15 protein-coding genes are annotated in these 15,563 nt (G+C 74.2%); 9 read left to right on the top strand and 6 right to left on the bottom strand.

Annotated elements, in window-relative coordinates:
• Nucleotides 1-62: 62 nt before the first annotated feature.
• Nucleotides 63-686 carry a PAS domain-containing protein gene (locus tag ACFPK1_RS10105; protein ID WP_378021007.1) on the top strand — a complete coding sequence of 208 codons (624 nt, stop codon included), beginning with the start codon at nucleotides 63-65 and terminating at the stop codon, nucleotides 684-686.
• Nucleotides 687-698: 12 nt separating this feature from the next.
• Here ACFPK1_RS10105 and ACFPK1_RS10110 read toward each other — a convergent pair whose 3' ends face one another.
• Together ACFPK1_RS10110 and ACFPK1_RS10115 are read right to left on the bottom strand one after the other, a co-directional pair.
• Complete coding sequence (locus tag ACFPK1_RS10110; RefSeq protein WP_378020787.1) at nucleotides 699-1,667, bottom strand: GNAT family N-acetyltransferase; 969 nt, start codon at nucleotides 1,665-1,667, stop codon at nucleotides 699-701.
• Nucleotides 1,664-2,527 carry a class I SAM-dependent methyltransferase gene (locus tag ACFPK1_RS10115; protein WP_378020788.1) on the bottom strand — a complete coding sequence of 288 codons (864 nt, stop codon included), beginning with the start codon at nucleotides 2,525-2,527 and terminating at the stop codon, nucleotides 1,664-1,666. The genes ACFPK1_RS10110 and ACFPK1_RS10115 overlap by 4 nt, the downstream gene beginning before the upstream one ends.
• Before the next feature lie 330 nt (nucleotides 2,528-2,857).
• Between ACFPK1_RS10115 and rpsA the strand changes: the two genes are divergently transcribed.
• Nucleotides 2,858-4,378: a 30S ribosomal protein S1 gene (rpsA, locus tag ACFPK1_RS10120; protein ID WP_378020789.1), complete on the top strand. Its 1,521-nt coding sequence runs from the start codon at nucleotides 2,858-2,860 to the stop codon at nucleotides 4,376-4,378.
• 268 nt (nucleotides 4,379-4,646) lie between these two features.
• Here the strand turns inward: rpsA and ACFPK1_RS10125 are convergent, their stop codons facing one another.
• The gene (locus ACFPK1_RS10125; RefSeq protein ID WP_378020790.1) at nucleotides 4,647-4,844 is read right to left on the bottom strand and encodes a hypothetical protein; all 198 of its coding nucleotides are present in this window, start codon (nucleotides 4,842-4,844) and stop codon (nucleotides 4,647-4,649) included.
• A gap of 143 nt (nucleotides 4,845-4,987) precedes the next feature.
• Here ACFPK1_RS10125 and coaE point away from each other — a divergent pair, with 143 nt between their 5' ends.
• Nucleotides 4,988-6,025, top strand: coding sequence for a dephospho-CoA kinase (gene coaE, locus ACFPK1_RS10130; RefSeq protein ID WP_378020791.1), 1,038 nt, complete (start codon nucleotides 4,988-4,990; stop codon nucleotides 6,023-6,025).
• Nucleotides 6,026-6,079: 54 nt separating this feature from the next.
• On the opposite strand, the gene ACFPK1_RS10135 is transcribed toward coaE, so the two are convergent.
• On the bottom strand, nucleotides 6,080-6,643 hold the full coding sequence (locus tag ACFPK1_RS10135) for a DUF402 domain-containing protein (protein WP_378020792.1): 564 nt from the start codon (nucleotides 6,641-6,643) through the stop codon (nucleotides 6,080-6,082).
• Nucleotides 6,644-6,730: 87 nt separating this feature from the next.
• On the bottom strand, nucleotides 6,731-7,237 hold the full coding sequence (locus ACFPK1_RS10140; RefSeq protein WP_378020793.1) for a ribonuclease FAU-1 family protein: 507 nt from the start codon (nucleotides 7,235-7,237) through the stop codon (nucleotides 6,731-6,733).
• 56 nt (nucleotides 7,238-7,293) lie between these two features.
• On the opposite strand from ACFPK1_RS10140, the gene uvrB reads away from it, so the two are divergent.
• The 6 genes from uvrB to ACFPK1_RS10170 are packed head-to-tail and all read left to right on the top strand — an operon-like array spanning nucleotide 7,294 to nucleotide 14,774.
• Nucleotides 7,294-9,501 (top strand): excinuclease ABC subunit UvrB, encoded by a 2,208-nt coding sequence (gene uvrB, locus ACFPK1_RS10145; RefSeq protein WP_378020794.1) that lies wholly within the window; start codon nucleotides 7,294-7,296, stop codon nucleotides 9,499-9,501.
• 36 nt (nucleotides 9,502-9,537) lie between these two features.
• Nucleotides 9,538-10,245 (top strand): DUF998 domain-containing protein, encoded by a 708-nt coding sequence (locus ACFPK1_RS10150; protein WP_378020795.1) that lies wholly within the window; start codon nucleotides 9,538-9,540, stop codon nucleotides 10,243-10,245.
• On the top strand, nucleotides 10,242-11,069 hold the full coding sequence (locus ACFPK1_RS10155; protein ID WP_378020796.1) for an alpha/beta fold hydrolase: 828 nt from the start codon (nucleotides 10,242-10,244) through the stop codon (nucleotides 11,067-11,069). Before ACFPK1_RS10150 ends, ACFPK1_RS10155 begins: the two co-directional genes overlap by 4 nt.
• A 59-nt stretch (nucleotides 11,070-11,128) precedes the next feature.
• On the top strand, nucleotides 11,129-11,938 hold the full coding sequence (locus tag ACFPK1_RS10160; protein WP_378020797.1) for a LuxR C-terminal-related transcriptional regulator: 810 nt from the start codon (nucleotides 11,129-11,131) through the stop codon (nucleotides 11,936-11,938).
• 53 nt (nucleotides 11,939-11,991) lie between these two features.
• Nucleotides 11,992-13,539 (top strand): class I adenylate-forming enzyme family protein, encoded by a 1,548-nt coding sequence (locus tag ACFPK1_RS10165; RefSeq protein WP_378020798.1) that lies wholly within the window; start codon nucleotides 11,992-11,994, stop codon nucleotides 13,537-13,539.
• A complete protein-coding gene (locus tag ACFPK1_RS10170; RefSeq protein ID WP_378020799.1) occupies nucleotides 13,536-14,774 on the top strand; it encodes an acyl-CoA dehydrogenase family protein in 1,239 nt (412 codons plus the stop codon). The genes ACFPK1_RS10165 and ACFPK1_RS10170 overlap by 4 nt, the downstream gene beginning before the upstream one ends.
• Here the strand turns inward: ACFPK1_RS10170 and ACFPK1_RS10175 are convergent.
• Entirely contained in the window at nucleotides 14,763-15,410 is a 648-nt protein-coding gene (locus ACFPK1_RS10175) for a UdgX family uracil-DNA binding protein (RefSeq protein ID WP_378020800.1), read from the bottom strand. The genes ACFPK1_RS10170 and ACFPK1_RS10175 overlap by 12 nt on opposite strands.
• Between the last annotated feature and the right edge of the window lie 153 nt (nucleotides 15,411-15,563).

Consider the following 15,563-nt stretch of genomic DNA (forward strand, 5'->3'; position numbering starts at 1 on the left):
AGTCCGGACGATTCTCGTCCATGAACGAAATGGCGTTCGGGGGAACAGCGAGCAGGGGGCACATGCGGGTCGGACGTGTCGGTACCTACAGTTGGCAGCCCCGTACGGATCGGTGGACGTGGAACGCGACGATGTTCCGGCTCCACGGCTATGAGCCCGAGGCGGTGACGCCGACCCGATCGCTCTGGGTGGCGCACAAGCACCCCGACAGCCTCGACCACGCCCGCGAGGCGGTGGACGAGGCCTGCCGGTCGCACTCCACGTACGTCTGCGAGCACCGGATCGTCGCGTTCGACGGGCGCGAGCGCGAGGTGGTCGCGCTCGGCTTCCCCACGCCGGACACCCCGCGGAGCTCGGCGGGACGACGCGGTTACCTGATCGACGTCACGCCGGGGGCTGGCGAGGAGAAGCTCGATCCCGTCCGTCCGGGGTGGTGGTCGGTACGGCCGATTCGCGACGAGGAGGCGGCACACCACGCGTTGGCGGCACTCGACGAGCACCTCCACCTGAGCCCGGAAGGCGGCCTGGCGCTGCTCGAGTGGCTGGCCGTGGCCCGGGCCCGGTCGGTCGACGCCGTCGCGGGCGGCGTGCTCACGGCCCTCGGTGAGCCGTGGGGGAGCCGGCACCCGCGCCGGGCACTGCTCGCGGTCGTCGAGCCCGACCTGCTCCCACCACCGGATCGGTAGGCGCCGCGACGATCACCGCAGTGCCGACGCCGGCCGGACCTCCCACAGCGTCCACAGCGGCCGGTAGCCGTGGCGGGGCCAGAACACCGAGGAGACCGGGTTCGGCGGGTTGTAGTAGAGGTAGGTCCCGCGGACCCCGGGCGGTTGGAGCGCCGGCAGGGCGGCGGCGACGAGCGCGTGCCCGACGCCCCGGCCGCGCTGGCCCGGCAGCACCGAGGCGCAGTTGACGTAGCCCCAGCGCCCGATGGGCAGCAGGCCCGCGAGCCAGCTGCCCGGCGTCGCGTCGGTGAGGCCGCACTCGAGCAGCCCGACCAGCCGGCCGTCCCGCTCGGCGACCCAGATCGGCTCGCCGCGCTGCTGACGCTCGCGCAGGGCCGCGCGCTTGACCGCCTCGGCGTCGGGGCGCAGCACGCTGCCGCCGACCAGGCTGGAGTAGGCGATCTCGTGCATCGCCAGCGTCACGCAGGCCTCGAGGTCGCCGTCGCGGGCCGGGCGCAGGACGAGGGCCGGGTCGGGGTCGGCGACGGGGGGCGGCGGGCCGGGGGGACGCACGGCGAGCACCGCGAGGGGCACGAGCCCGTGGTCGAGGAAGGCGCGCGCGGCGGCGACGTCGCGGCTGGGCCAGGTCACCACGGCGGCGGAGTCGGCCGCCGCGCGGGTGCGCGCCGGGACGCGCGCGCGCCACTCGGTCACCAGCGCGTCGGCCCCCGCGCGACCCGCGTGCCCCAGCACCGGGTGCAGCTCGGTGACCTCGGCCGCCGACCACAGCAGGGGAGCGCTGCCCGCGGGCCAGCTGTGGTGGGTGACGACGCCGGCGGCCTCGTCACCGTGCCCGCCGACGACCACCACGTCCCCGGGCGGGGGCATGACCGCGGGCGGCAGGCCGGGGTCGAGCTCGGTGAAGCGCTCCTGCTGGTCGCGCAGCAGCTCGGTGAGCACGACCTCGGGCGAGCGTCCCGCCGCCCGCGAGCGCCCGATCACGCGGGCCCGCCCCGGCCCGGCCGCCGGCAGCAGAAGATCGCCGTGCCCGGGAAGAGCCGGCCCCGCAGCGGCGACCACTGGCCCCACACCGCCTCGAGGTCGTCCGGCCACTCGGGCTCCACCAGGCGCTCCAGCACCAGCCCGGCCCCGACGACGTCGGCCACCCGGTCGCCCAGGGTGCGGTGGTGCTCGACGTAGACGGCGCGGTCGTGCTCGTCGACCTCCGCGTAGGGCGTGCGGTCGAAGTACGACTGCGACACGGTCAGGCCGTCGGGGCCCGGGTCGTCGGGGAACATCCAGCGCATCGGGTGGTTCACCGCGAACACCCACGGCGCGCCGGGGCGCAGCGCGCGGGCCACCTCGCGCATCACCGCGGCCGCGTCGGCGACGAACGGGATCGCCCCGAACGCCGAGAAGGCGGCGTCGACGCAGCCGTCGCGCAGCGGGATCGCGTCGGCGTCGGCCTGCACGAGCGGGACGGTGACGCCGGCGCGGGCGTCGGCGTCGCGGGCGTGGCGCAGCATGCCGGCCGACAGGTCGAGACCGAGCACCCGCGCGCCGAGGCCGGCGAGCCAGCGCGAGCAGGACGCCGCCCCGCACCCCACCTCGAGGACGCGCGCGCCGCGCAGGGCGGCGGGGTCCCCGAGCAGGTGCGCCTCGGCCTCCCGCAGGCGCTCGGGGCACCAGACGAAGTCGTCGTCACCGAGGAACGCGCCGTGCTCGGCCTGGTAGTCGTCGGCGTCGGCGTCCCACCAGGCCCGGCTCGCGGCGCTCGACTCCGCCGGTCCGACCGCCCGCCGGGCGACCCCGGCCGCCCCGAGCAGCTCCTCCGCGCTCGGCGGAGGGGGCGGCGTCGACACCGGGGCATCCTGACACGCCCGGATGCGGGTCCCGCGTCCCCCGCGCGGGCGTCCCGCCGGCTCGACACGCCGGGCGCTCCGCCTGCGACACGCCGGGGCTCGGTACGGGGTGCCCCGATTGCCGGGCCGTGTCGGGCGCGGTTACGATGAAGGTCCACGTGAGTGGTCTCGCCCTGTCCGCGTCCCGCTACCCCAGGCAGCGGTGGGCGGCGATTCTCGTCTCCACCTCGGCGTTCGCCAGGCTCGTCCCGGCGCGCGCGTCAGGTCGACGACCCCCCGCGTGGGGTCCCTGCACGCTCGATCTGACCATGTCCCGGAGCCGTCCACCGTATGTCCATCGACACCCACACCGCCCCGACGTCGACCAGCCCCCAGGTTGCGATCAACGACATCGGGTCGGAAGAGGACTTCCTCGCCGCCATCGACCAGACGATCAAGTACTTCAACGATGGCGACATCGTCGAGGGCACCATCGTCAAGGTCGACCGGGACGAGGTCCTCCTCGACATCGGCTACAAGACCGAGGGCGTCATCCCCTCGCGTGAGCTGTCCATCAAGCACGATGTCGACCCCAACGAGGTCGTCGCCGTCGGCGACGAGGTCGAAGCCCTCGTCCTCCAGAAGGAGGACAAGGAGGGCCGGCTGATCCTGTCCAAGAAGCGCGCGCAGTACGAGCGCGCCTGGGGCACGATCGAGCAGCTCAAGGACAACGACGAGCCCGTCAAGGGCACCGTCATCGAGGTCGTCAAGGGCGGCCTCATCCTCGACATCGGCCTGCGCGGCTTCCTCCCGGCCTCGCTGGTCGAGATGCGTCGCGTCCGCGACCTCCAGCCCTACGTGGGCAAGGAGATCGAGGCCAAGATCATCGAGCTGGACAAGAACCGCAACAACGTCGTCCTCTCCCGCCGTGCGTGGCTGGAGCAGACCCAGTCGGCGGTGCGCAGCGAGTTCCTCAACCAGCTCGCCAAGGGCCAGATCCGGTCCGGCCAGGTCTCGTCGATCGTCAACTTCGGTGCGTTCGTCGACCTCGGCGGCGTCGACGGTCTGGTGCACGTCTCCGAGCTGTCCTGGAAGCACATCGACCACCCGTCCGAGGTGGTCGAGGTGGGCCAGGAGGTCAAGGTCGAGGTCCTCGACGTCGACCTCGACCGCGAGCGGGTCTCCCTGTCGCTGAAGGCGACGCAGGAGGACCCGTGGCGTCAGTTCGCCCGCACCCACCAGATCGGCCAGATCGTGCCCGGCAAGGTCACGAAGCTGGTGCCGTTCGGTGCGTTCGTCCGCGTGGACGAGGGCATCGAGGGCCTGGTCCACATCTCCGAACTGGCCGAGCGCCACGTCGAGGTGCCGGAGCAGGTCGTCCAGGTCGGCAACGACGTCATGGTCAAGGTCATCGACATCGACCTCGACCGTCGCCGCATCTCGCTCTCGCTCAAGCAGGCCAACGAGGGCATGACGCCGGAGACCGAGTTCGACCCGGCGCTCTACGGCATGGCGGCCGAGTACGACGACGCCGGCAACTACATCTACCCCGAGGGCTTCGACCCGGACACCGGCGAGTGGCGCGAGGGGTACGAGTCGCAGCGCGAGGAGTGGGAGCGCCAGTACCAGGCGGCCTACGCCCGCTACGAGCAGCACATCGCGCAGCTGCAGCGCACGCAGGAGCAGGAGGCGGAGGCGGCCGAGGCCGCGCCGGCCAACTACTCCTCGGGCGGCCCGTCGTCCGACGACGAGCGGGGCGACGACACCGACGCCTCGGACCCGGGCCAGGGCCCGCCCTCCCAGAGCGGCGGCGGCGCGCTGGCCAGCGACGCCCAGCTCGCGGCGCTCCGCGAGAAGCTCTCGGGCGGCTGATCAGCTGCTGAGCTCGACCGACGGGCCCTCATCCCTCGCGGGGTGGGGGCCCGTCGTCGTGTGCGGGGCCGCCCGGATCGCAACGAACGGGTATCTCGCTGCTTCTACGCGCGTGAAGTCCCCGTTGATCACCCGAGGCGCGGGGGTGGGCGGGCTCTGCTCGGGGCCCGCGCGTGCCGGCGCGGTGGAGATCAGGAGCACATGGTGTCCCCGGGGTCGCCGGACGAGGGGCACGGCGTGCCCCTGATCTCGCGCGCGCCGCGAAGGCCTAGCCGAACGCCGGCGGCGCCGCGGTGCCGAAGGCGGGGCGCAGGTGCCGCGAACCCGCGAGGAGGCGCTCGACGAGGCCGCGGCGGGCGATGTGCGGTGCCGCGAGGGCCGCCGCGACCGGGGGCAGGGCCCGGCACCAGACCAGACCGGGGTCGCCGAGGCGGTGGCGTCCTGCGGGGCGGCGCGAACGGAACACGCGGCGGCTCCTCGGTACGGGTGGTGCGGATGGGGCGAACGGGGCGTGACCCTATCGCTGTTGCGCCCGTGACACGAGTGACTCACCGCGCGGTCTCGACCCCGGGTCGAGTGACTCCTCCACCCGCTGGGCACACTGCGGACGTGCTGAGGCTGGGGCTCACCGGTGGGATCGGGGCGGGGAAGTCGACGGTGGCGGAGACGCTCACCGAACTGGGCGCGGTGGTGATCGACGCCGACCGGATCGCCCGCGAGGTCGTCGAACCCGGCACCGAGGGCCTGGCCGACGTCGTCGCCGCGTTCGGCGAGGACGTCCTCGACGCCGATGGCGCCCTCGACCGGCCCGCGCTCGGGCGGATCGTCTTCGGCGACGAGGCGAAGCGGCAGAAGCTCAACGGCATCCTGCACCCGCGGATCGGCGCGCGGACCGCCGAGCTGGTCGCGGGCGCCGACGACGACGCCGTGGTCGTCCACGACGTCCCGCTGCTCGTCGAGAACGGGATGGGTGCGGCGTTCGCGCTGGTGGTGGTGGTCGACGCTCCGGTGGACGTGCGGGTCACCCGGCTCGTCGACACCCGCGGCATGACCGTCGAGGACGCCCGCGCGCGGATGGCGGCGCAGGCCGACGACGAGGCCCGCCGGGCGGCCGCCGACGTGTGGCTCGAGAACGCCGGCGCGGCCGGGGCGCTGCGCGAGCAGGTCGAGCGCCTGTGGCACGACCGGCTCGTGCCCTTCGCCGCCAACGTCGAGCGCGGGCGGGCCGTCCCCGCGCCGAGCGAGATCGTGGCGCCCGCCGACGACCGCTCGCTCGTCGGCCGTCGCCTCGCCGCCCGCCTCGCCGCCGCCGGGGGCGAGCGCGTCCGTCGCGTCGAGCTCGTCGGGCCCGGCGCGATCCCGGACCTGCCCGCCCCCGACGTCGTCGACGTCCTCGTGGAGGCCGACCGGCCCGGCGACGATCTCGTCGAGGCCTTCGTGGCCGCCGGATTCCCGCGCACCGGCCCGGGGCGCCACGGATCCGCCGACCCCGCCCGTCCCGCCCGCGTGCTCGTCCTCGACGGCAGGAAGCGTCGTGAGGCGAAACAGGCCAGGGCGATCGTGGACGCCCGCGAGCGTGCGCGTCGCGACCCGGACCGGGTGGCCGCCGACCCGGACGCGGTGCGTGCCGAGGTGGCGCTGCCCTGAGGATCCGCCGGGAGGGCGGCCCCCGACGGCCGGCGTCGTGGCCGCGGGCCGACCCTAGAACCGGGTGAGGGACCCCGTCCCGAGCGAGCCCGTCCAGGTGTCGAGGTCGTGGCGGGCGTCGACGAGCTCGCCGAGCACGCGGTGCACGGTGCTCATCGCCTCGTCGGCGTCAGCGCCGGAGAGCACGCCGCCCGCGACGGCGGCGGCGAAGTCGGCGTCGTGCACGACGCGGGCCGGCCGCCCCGGGACGACCTCGAGACCGAGCAGCAGGTCGGTGCAGCGCCACTGCGGCCCGTCGACGACGATCCGGACCGCGCCGATCTCGGTGACCGTGCCGGCCGCGTCACCGTCGCGCGGGAGGCGCCGGCGTATCCGCAGGCCGTGGTCGGCGACGTACCAGCACGTCTCCGCCAGCACGAAGGGGTCCTCGGGGCTCAGCACCGTGGTGCGCAGGTGCCCGTCCGCGACGTGCCAGCGGTCGAGGGCCTGCGCTGGGGCCTGCTCGGAGGCCTGCTCGGAGGCCTGCTCGAGCGCGTGCTCGGGGGCGAAGGGGAGGGTGCGGGTCGCCGTACGGGTGTCGACGACCTCGACCAGCTGGCGGGAGACGACCGGGCTCACGGCGGTGGACCCTAGGACACCCGTCCGAGTGGCCGGACGTCGCCCCCTACCCGAATCCCACACCTGTCATTCGCGGTGTGACGCAGGTCATGCCCAGGTCAGGGCAACGTCGTGGCGGGCGAGCCATCGGTCCAGGTCGTGGCCCTGCTCGGCGAGGCCCGCCAGGGTGCGGTGGCTCGTGGCGAGGGCCCGTTCGGCCCGCTCGACGTCGAGGAGCCCGGCGGCGACGGCCTCGGCGAGCTCGTCGAGATCGAGGACGTCGGTGCGCTCGCCGGTGTGGACGACGAGGTCGACGTAGTGGTCCTCGGTCCACCACGTGGTGCCGTCGCGGGTGACGTCGACGATGTCGATGTAGTGGTCCTGGAGCCGCTCGTGCCCGGGCTTCCAGGTGAAGTCGGTGACGCGGATGCCGAGGGCCGGCAGCAGCCACGACCGCAGGTGGGTCAGGGTCGGGTGGTCGACCATCTCCCGGCTCACGTAGAGCCCGAACGGCTCCTCGCGGTAGACGTCGACCACGCGGACGAAGCCCTTGGGATCGGTGTTGGTGCCGGCGGCGACGTCGAACGTCTCGATCTTCGGGGAGTGCAGGCCCACGGGCGGCGACCCTAGCCGGGACACCGTTGTCGGGGGTCGCGGTTAACCTCGATCCCATGGCCTTCGCGACAGAGGTTCCGGGCTCGGCCCGCGACGGGGAGAACCCGGAGGGGCTCCCCGACGACGCCCTCGCGCACTCCGAGTTCCGACCGGTGGGCGAGATCGAGCGCACCGGCGTCCCGTTCGAGGTCGTCAGCCCGTACGAGCCGGCGGGCGACCAGCCGGCGGCCATCGAGGACCTCGAGAAGCGGGTCAAGGCCGGCGAGCACGACATCGTGCTGCTGGGCGCCACGGGCACCGGCAAGTCGGCGACGGCCGCGTGGCTGATCGAGCGGGTGCAGCGCCCGACGCTGGTGATGGCGCCCAACAAGACGCTGGCGGCCCAGCTGGCCAACGAGCTGCGCGAGCTGCTGCCCAACAACGCGGTCGAGTACTTCGTCTCGTACTACGACTACTACCAGCCCGAGGCGTACATCGCGCAGACCGACACCTACATCGAGAAGGACTCCTCGATCAACGAGGACGTCGAGCGGCTGCGCCACTCGGCGACGTCCAACCTGCTCTCGCGCCGCGACGTCGTCGTGGTCGCGTCGGTGTCGTGCATCTACGGCCTCGGCACGCCGCAGTCCTACCTCGACCGCTCGGTGCAGCTGAACGTCGGCGACGAGCTCGACCGCGACCAGCTGCTGCGCGCGCTGGTCGACGTGCAGTACACCCGCAACGACATGTCGTTCGCGCGCGGCACGTTCCGGGTCCGCGGCGACACCGTGGAGATCATCCCGGCGTACGAGGAGCTCGCGGTCCGCATCGAGTTCTTCGGTGACGAGATCGAGTCGCTCTACTACCTCAACCCGCTCACCGGCGACGTCGTGCGCCAGGTCGACGACGTGCGCATCTTCCCGGCCACCCACTACGTGGCCGGTCCCGAGCGCATGGAGAAGGCGGTCAAGGCCATCGAGGCCGAGCTCGAGGAGCGCCTCGCCGAGCTCGAGCGCCAGAACAAGATGCTCGAGGCGCAGCGGCTGCGCATGCGCACCACCTACGACATCGAGATGATCCGCCAGGTCGGCTTCTGCTCGGGCATCGAGAACTACTCGCGCCACATCGACGGCCGCGGCCCGGGAACGGCGCCGGCCACGCTGATCGACTACTTCCCGCAGGACTTCCTGCTGGTCATCGACGAGTCCCACGTGACGGTGCCGCAGATCGGCGGCATGTACGAGGGCGACATGTCCCGCAAGCGCAACCTCGTCGAGTACGGCTTCCGGCTCCCGAGCGCGACCGACAACCGGCCGCTGACGTGGGAGGAGTTCGCCGACCGGATCGGGCAGACGGTCTACCTGTCGGCGACGCCGGGCGACTACGAGATGCGGATGGCCGGTGGCGAGTTCGTCGAGCAGGTCATCCGGCCCACCGGGCTGATCGACCCCGAGGTCGTCGTCAAGCCCACCAAGGGCCAGATCGACGACCTCGTGGGCGAGATCCGCACCCGTGTCGACAAGGACGAGCGGGTGCTGGTCACCACGCTGACCAAGAAGATGGCCGAGGACCTCACCGACTACCTGCTCGAGCTCGGCATCAAGGTCCGCTACCTGCACTCCGAGGTCGACACCCTGCGGCGCGTCGAGCTGCTGCGCCAGCTGCGCTCCGGCGAGTACGACGTGCTGGTCGGCATCAACCTGCTGCGCGAGGGTCTCGACCTGCCGGAGGTGTCGCTGGTCGCGATCCTCGACGCCGACAAGGAGGGCTTCCTGCGCAGCGAGCGCTCGCTCATCCAGACGATCGGGCGCGCGGCGCGCAACGTGTCGGGTCAGGTGCACATGTACGCCGACACGGTCACCGACTCGATGCGCTACGCCATCGACGAGACCAACCGGCGCCGCGAGAAGCAGATCGCCTACAACACCGAGCGGGGCGTCGACCCCCAGCCGCTGCGCAAGAACATCGCCGACATCCTCGACCGCGTCTACCGCGAGGCCGAGGACACCGAGGAGTCGGTCGGGGTCGGCGGGTCGGCGCGCAACAGCTCCCGCGGCCGGCGCGCGGCGGGCGAGGCGGGCGGGCGCGGCAGCTCGGGCATCGTCGAGCACCGCGACACCTCGGGGATGGCGCGCGCGGAGCTCGCCGACCTCATCCAGCAGCTCACCGACCAGATGATGGCCGCCGCGCGCGACCTGCAGTTCGAGCTCGCCGGGCGCCTGCGCGACGAGATCGCCGACCTCAAGAAGGAGATGCGGGGGATGGACGCGGCCGGGGTCAGCTGAGCGGCCGGGCCGCCGCCGCACCACTAGGGTCGCCGGGTGCGGGGTTTCGCGACGCGGAGCGCGACGATCACCGACCGGGTGATCGGGTGGGCCACGGTGGTGGCCGGCGTCGTGTACTCCGCGTTCCTGGTGACGCCCTTGCTCGGGACGCGGCTCGATCCGGGCCGCTCGTACGTCAGCGAGCTCGCCGCGCTCGACCAGCCGCACGACATGGTGTTCCGCACCGTCGACGGCGCCGTGGGCGTGGTCGTGGTCGCCGCCGCGGTGCACGTCGCCCTCGGCGCGCGGGTGCGGGCCGTGCGGTGGGCCGGCGTCGCGCTCGGGCTCTTCGGTGCGGCGACGCTGCTCGACGTCGTCGCACCGATGGTGTGCGCCCCCTCCGCCGACCCCGCCTGCGCCGCCGCCGAGGCGTCGCGGTCCGCGGTGTCGCTCGGCGTGCACGAGGTGACCAGCGTCGCGGCCAACGGCGCCGCGATCCTCGCCGTCCTGCTGCTCGCGATCGCCCGGTCCCGGGGGCGCACCGCCGAGCAGCCCGCCTCGCCACTGGAGGGAGCGATGCTGGTCGGGCTCCCGCTGGTCGCGGTCCCCGGGCTGCTGGTGGTCCTCGAGGAGACGGTGGGCCTGGGGCTCGACGGGGTCGTCGGCTACGTGCAGCGGGTGCAGGTCCTGACGCTCTCGGGCGTGCTGGTGACCATCGGGCTCGTCGTGCTGCGGGGCTCGCGGTGGGTCCGGAGGCGCCGGTGAGGGCCCGCACGGTGGTCGTCGTCCCCGGGCTGGGTGCGACGCCGGGGGAGTGGGACGCCGTCGTCGAGGCGCTGCCGCACGACGTCGCGGTGATCGTCGTCGATCCCGCGGACGCCCCGCGCCTGCGCTCGCGCGGCGACTGGACCCCCGACGCCGTCGCCGCCCGCCTCGCGGCGCGGGTGGCCGGTGCGGCGCGGCCGCTGCTGTTCGTCGGCCACTCGTCGGGCGGGCTGCACGTGCAGGCCCTGCTCCACGCCGACCGCGAGGGGTCGCGCGACACCGTCGGGGCGGTGCTCGTCGACGCCTCCCACGAGCAGGGGGTGCGGCTCGCGCCCGCGCCGGTCAGCCACGTCGGGCGGGCGGTCGCGGAGCTGGTCCTGGCGACCGGGATCGGGACGCTCGTCGGTCCGTGGACGCGCGTGCTCGGCGTGCGCGCGGGCTCGGTCCGGGGGCGCGACCGCATGAACCCGGCGGCGGTGCGGGCGGTCTACGCCTCGCGGGCCTGGGCGATCTCGACGCTCGACGCGTGGTTCGGGCACGGACCGCTGCAGGCCGGCGTGCTGACGTGGCAGCGGGAGCGGGGCGCGCCGGCGGTGCCCGTGCGGCTGCTCGTCGGCGCCGCGGGCACCGGCCGCGGCCGGGCGCGGTGGGTCGCGCTGCAGCGGGACCTCGCGCGTCGTCTCGGTGCGCCCGAGCCGCGGCTGCTCGACGACGCCGGGCACCTGGTCACCCTCGACCGTCCCGACGCGATCGCCGACGCCGTGCGGGCGCTGCTGGGCGTGGGCGGGGCCCCCACCCCGGGGTCGGCGACCGCGCGAGCGTGACCCGGGCCACAGCCATGGCCTAGCATCGCCGGAGCCCGGTCCGGCGCGGGGAGGTGGGCGTGACAGCCGATCCCCCCGGCCCTCCCGCGATGACGCCGCTCGCGCGGGCGGTCCGCGCCCTCGAGGACGCGGACGCCCTGGACATGGCCTTCGCCGCCGAGCTCGACCCGTGGGCCACGACGTTCCGGCTCGGGCTCATGCGCGGGGCACGCGCCGGGAGCATGGACGGCCTGGTCACCGCCGTCGGGCAGGGGCTCGGCGGCAAGGTCCTCGCGCTCGGGCGCCCGCTGGCCGTCGCCGACTATGCCCGCGCACCGGGCATCACCCACCAGTTCGACCAGGCGGTGTCGGCGGAGGGCCTGCGGGCGGTCTTCGCGGTGCCGGTCCGGGTCGAGGGCACGCTGCACGGTGCCGTCTACGGCGCGGTGCGGCGACCGCTGGAGTTCGGCGAGCGCTTCCTCGCGCGCATGGTCGACACGGTGCGCGCGGCCGTCCGGCTCCGCCCGGCGGCGCCCACCGACGAGCCGGCGCGCGACGTCCGGCTCACCCGCGAGGAGGCCCGCGACCTCCACGCGGTCCTGCGCGCGGCCCGGGCGGGCACCACCGACCCGGCCGCGCGCGCCCGGCTGGAGACGCTCGCCGAACGGCTGCACGGTGTGGACACTGCCCCCGGCGTCCACCTCTCGGCCCGCGAGCTCGACGTGCTCGCCCTCGTCGCCGTCGGGGCGGGCAACGGCGCGATCGCGGAGCGGCTGGGTCTCCGCACGGAGACGGTGAAGTCGTATCTCAAGTCGGCGATGGCCAAGCTGGGCAGCCGCACCCGTGGCGAGGCGGTCCACCGGGCCCGGGCGGGTGGCCTCCTGCCCTGACCCCCTCGATCGTGGGTAGTGACCCGCGTCACGCACGTCCTAGCGTCGGTCGGGTGGACGTGCCCAGCCTGATGCGCCAGGCCATGACCCTGCACCGTCACCGGACCGCGCTGCTCACCGAGCACCGCAGCCTGACCTTCGGCGAGGCGTGGGACCGGGGCGTGCGCACCGCGAACGGCCTGCGGGCCCTCGGGGTGCGGCCCGGCGACCGGGTGGCGAGCGTCGAGGAGAACGACCTCGGCGCGGCGGACCTGTTCCTGGGCGCCGCGATCGCCGGCGCCGTCCGCGTCCCGCTCTACGCGCGCAACGCCCGCCGGGCCCACCAGCAGATGATCGAGCAGACGCAGACCCGCGTGCTCGTCGTCGACGCCGCGCACGCCGACGAGGTCAAGGGGCTCGACGACCCCGACGACGGGGCGGCCGGCCTGGAGCACGTCCTCGTGCGCGACGAGGGCTACGAGGACTGGCTCGCGGCGCAGCCGGCCGACGACCCGGAGCTGCGCGTCGGCGCCGACGACTGGTACGTCATCCGGCACTCGGCGGGCACCACGGGACGGCCCAAGGGCGTCGGGTACACGCAGCACGACTGGCTGGTGAACTGCCGCAACTGGTACTACCGCCTGCCCAACCTGCAGACCCACAGCGTCGTCGGACACGCCGGGCCGATCTCCCACGCGTCGGGCTACCTGTTCCTGCCGGCGTGGCTGCACGGCAGCGCCAACCTGCTCTTCGGGGCGTTCGACCCCGCCAAGGTCCTCGCGCTGATGGAGCGCCACCGCGTCACGCACATGTTCGCGCCGCCGTCGATGGTCCAGATGCTCACCGCCGACCCCTCCCGGGCCGACCGGGACGTCACGGCGCTCGAGTGCCTGCTCGTCGGCGGGGCGCCGATCACCGACGCCACCGCGCTGGCCGGGCGGGCCGCGTTCGGCGACGTCCTGCACCAGGTGTTCGGGCAGACCGAGGCCGTCCCGCTGACCGTGATGACCCCGCAGGAGTGGTTCGCCGACATCCCCGGCTCGTCCCCGCTGCGGGCCGCGGGCAAGGTGCTGCCCTTCGCCCGGATCGAGGTCCGCGACGAGGAGGACACCGTGCTGCCGCTCGGGGCCGAGGGCGAGCTCTGGGCGCAGGTGGAGGGCCAGATGCGCGGCTTCTGGGACGACGAGGAGCTGACCGCGACGCGGCTCGTCGACGGCTGGGTCCGCACCCGCGACATCGGGCGCATCGACGAGAACGGCTACGTCTACGTCCTCGACCGCGCCGACGACATGATCGTCTCGGGCGGCTTCAACATCTGGCCCGCCGAGCTCGAGTCCGCGATCGCCGACCACCCCGAGGTCCTCGAGGTGGCCGTGTTCGCGGTGCCGCACGAGCGGTGGGGCGAGACGCCGATGGCCGTGTGCCACGTCGCGGAGGGGGCGGACGTGACCGCCGAGGAGGTCGTGGAGCTCGTCCGCCGGAACCTCGGCTCGTACAAGAAGCCCGGCGTCGTGGAGTTCACCCACGAGCCGCTGCCCAAGAACGTCGTCGGGAAACTGCTGCGCAAGGCCCTGCGCGAGCCGCACTGGGCCGGTCGGACCAGGAGGGTGGCCGGAGCATGACCCAGACATCGGACCGTCTCGACGAGACCGTCGCGACGGGCCTCGACGACGCCGACTACGGCGTCCCGTGGGCGCTCGAGGACCACCACCGCGACTGGCAGGCGACGCTCCGGGACTTCGTCACCCGCGAGGTCGCCCCGGGTGCGGCCGAGCGCAGCATCGCGGGCGCCTTCGACGCCGACCTCGCCCGGGCGGCCGGTCGCCTCGGCGCCTACGGGCTGCTCGCCGACGAGCGGTACGGCGGCGCGGGCGCCGACCTGCGCACCCTCTGCCTGACCGCCGAGGAGCTCGCCCGCGTCGACTCCTCCCTCGCCGTCACGGTCCACGTGCAGGCGATCAGCGTCGCGCTGCTCGCGCACCTCGCGGCCGGTCGCGACGACCTCCTCGACGAGGTGCTGCCCGGCGCGTGTACGGGGGAGACGTTCGTGTCGTTCGGGCTCACCGAGCCGACGGGCGGCTCCGACGCCGGCAACATCGGCACCACGGCCCGCCGCGACGGCGACGACTGGGTGATCACGGGGTCGAAGCAGTTCATCACCAACTCGGGCACCCCGTTCTCCCGCTGGGTCATCCTGTTCGCCGCCACCGGCGACGCCGCCGCCGGCGCGACCGGGCGCCGGCGGCGTCCCGTCTCGGCGTTCCTCGTGCCGCTGGACGCGCCCGGCGTCACCGTCGGCGGGCCGTACGCCAAGCTCGGGTGGCGCGCGTCGGACACCCACCCGCTCTTCTTCGACGAGGTCCGCGTCCCGGGGACCGCCCTGCTCGGGGAGGAGGGGCGCGGGTACCGGGAGGCGCTCGGCTTCCTGACGTGGGCGCGCTTCCCGATCGCCGCGATGAGCACCGGACTCGCCCTGGGCTGCCTCGACGACATCCGCCGCTTCGTCGGCGACCGCACCTCGTTCGGCACGCCGCTGGGCGGGCACCAGGGCGTCGCGTTCGGTGTCGCCGACATCGCCGCGCTCGCCGCCACCGCGCGGGTGATGACCTACGACGGCGCCTGGAAGTACGACCGGGGCCTGCCCATCGCCCGGGAGGCCGCCACGGCGAAGCTGGTGGCGTCGGAGGCGGCGAACAAGGCCGCCTACCTCGCGACCGAGCTCGCCGGGGGCTACGGCTTCGTCCAGGAGTCGGCGGTGACCCGGCACTACCAGGACGCCCGCATCCTCACCATCGGCGAGGGCACGTCGGAGGTGCAGCGGATGCTGATCGCCCGGGGGCTGGGCCTACCCGTGTAGGAGCCCACCGGCCGTGCGCAGGTCGGCGACGAATCCCGCGAACATCTCGTCGCGGTCCTGCCCGCGGGCCGGGTCGGCGCGCAGGATCGCCGAGGGGTGGATGGTCGGCACCAGGGTCATGTCGTTCCAGGCCCGGGGCTCGCCGCGCTCGGCGGTGATCCGGAACGACGACCCGAGCAGCGCCTTGCCCGCGGTCGCCCCGAGGGTCAGCAGCACCTGCGGCTTCACCAGCGCCAGCTCGGCGTCGAGCCACGGCCGGCAGGCCTTGATGTGCCCGGCCTTCGGGGTCTCGTGGATGCGGCGCTTGCCCTGGTAGCGGAAGCCGAAGTGCTTGACCGCGTTGGTGACGTAGGCGTCGTCGCGGGCGATCCCCGCCTCGTCGAGGGCCTCGTCGAGCAGGCGCCCGGCCGGCCCGACGAACGGGGCCTGCTGGCGGTCCTCCTGGTCGCCGGGCTGTTCACCGACCATCACCAGGCGCGCCTGCGCCGGCCCGGACCCGAAGACGGTGCCGGTGGTGTCGTGGTACAGCTCGCAGGCGGTACAGCCCGCGGCCTGCGCCTTGAGGGTCTCGAGGTCCGGCGGCAGGTCCGTGGTGGTGTCGGCGGCGTCGCCGAACAGGTCGAGCGGCTCGGTCACCGAGCGGGGGTGCCCACTGCCGAGCAGGAGGAACACGCGTGCGACGGACGCACCGGGGGTGGGTCAGCGTGGCGGCCACGCTGACGTCCAGCGAGCGGAAAGCCCCCACGATCACCTCCGGGTGCCGGACGCGACCTGTCCGCTATCACCGCC

The organism is Actinomycetospora rhizophila (assembly GCF_042657905.1).
Classification (GTDB): Bacteria; Actinomycetota; Actinomycetes; order Mycobacteriales; family Pseudonocardiaceae; genus Actinomycetospora; species Actinomycetospora rhizophila.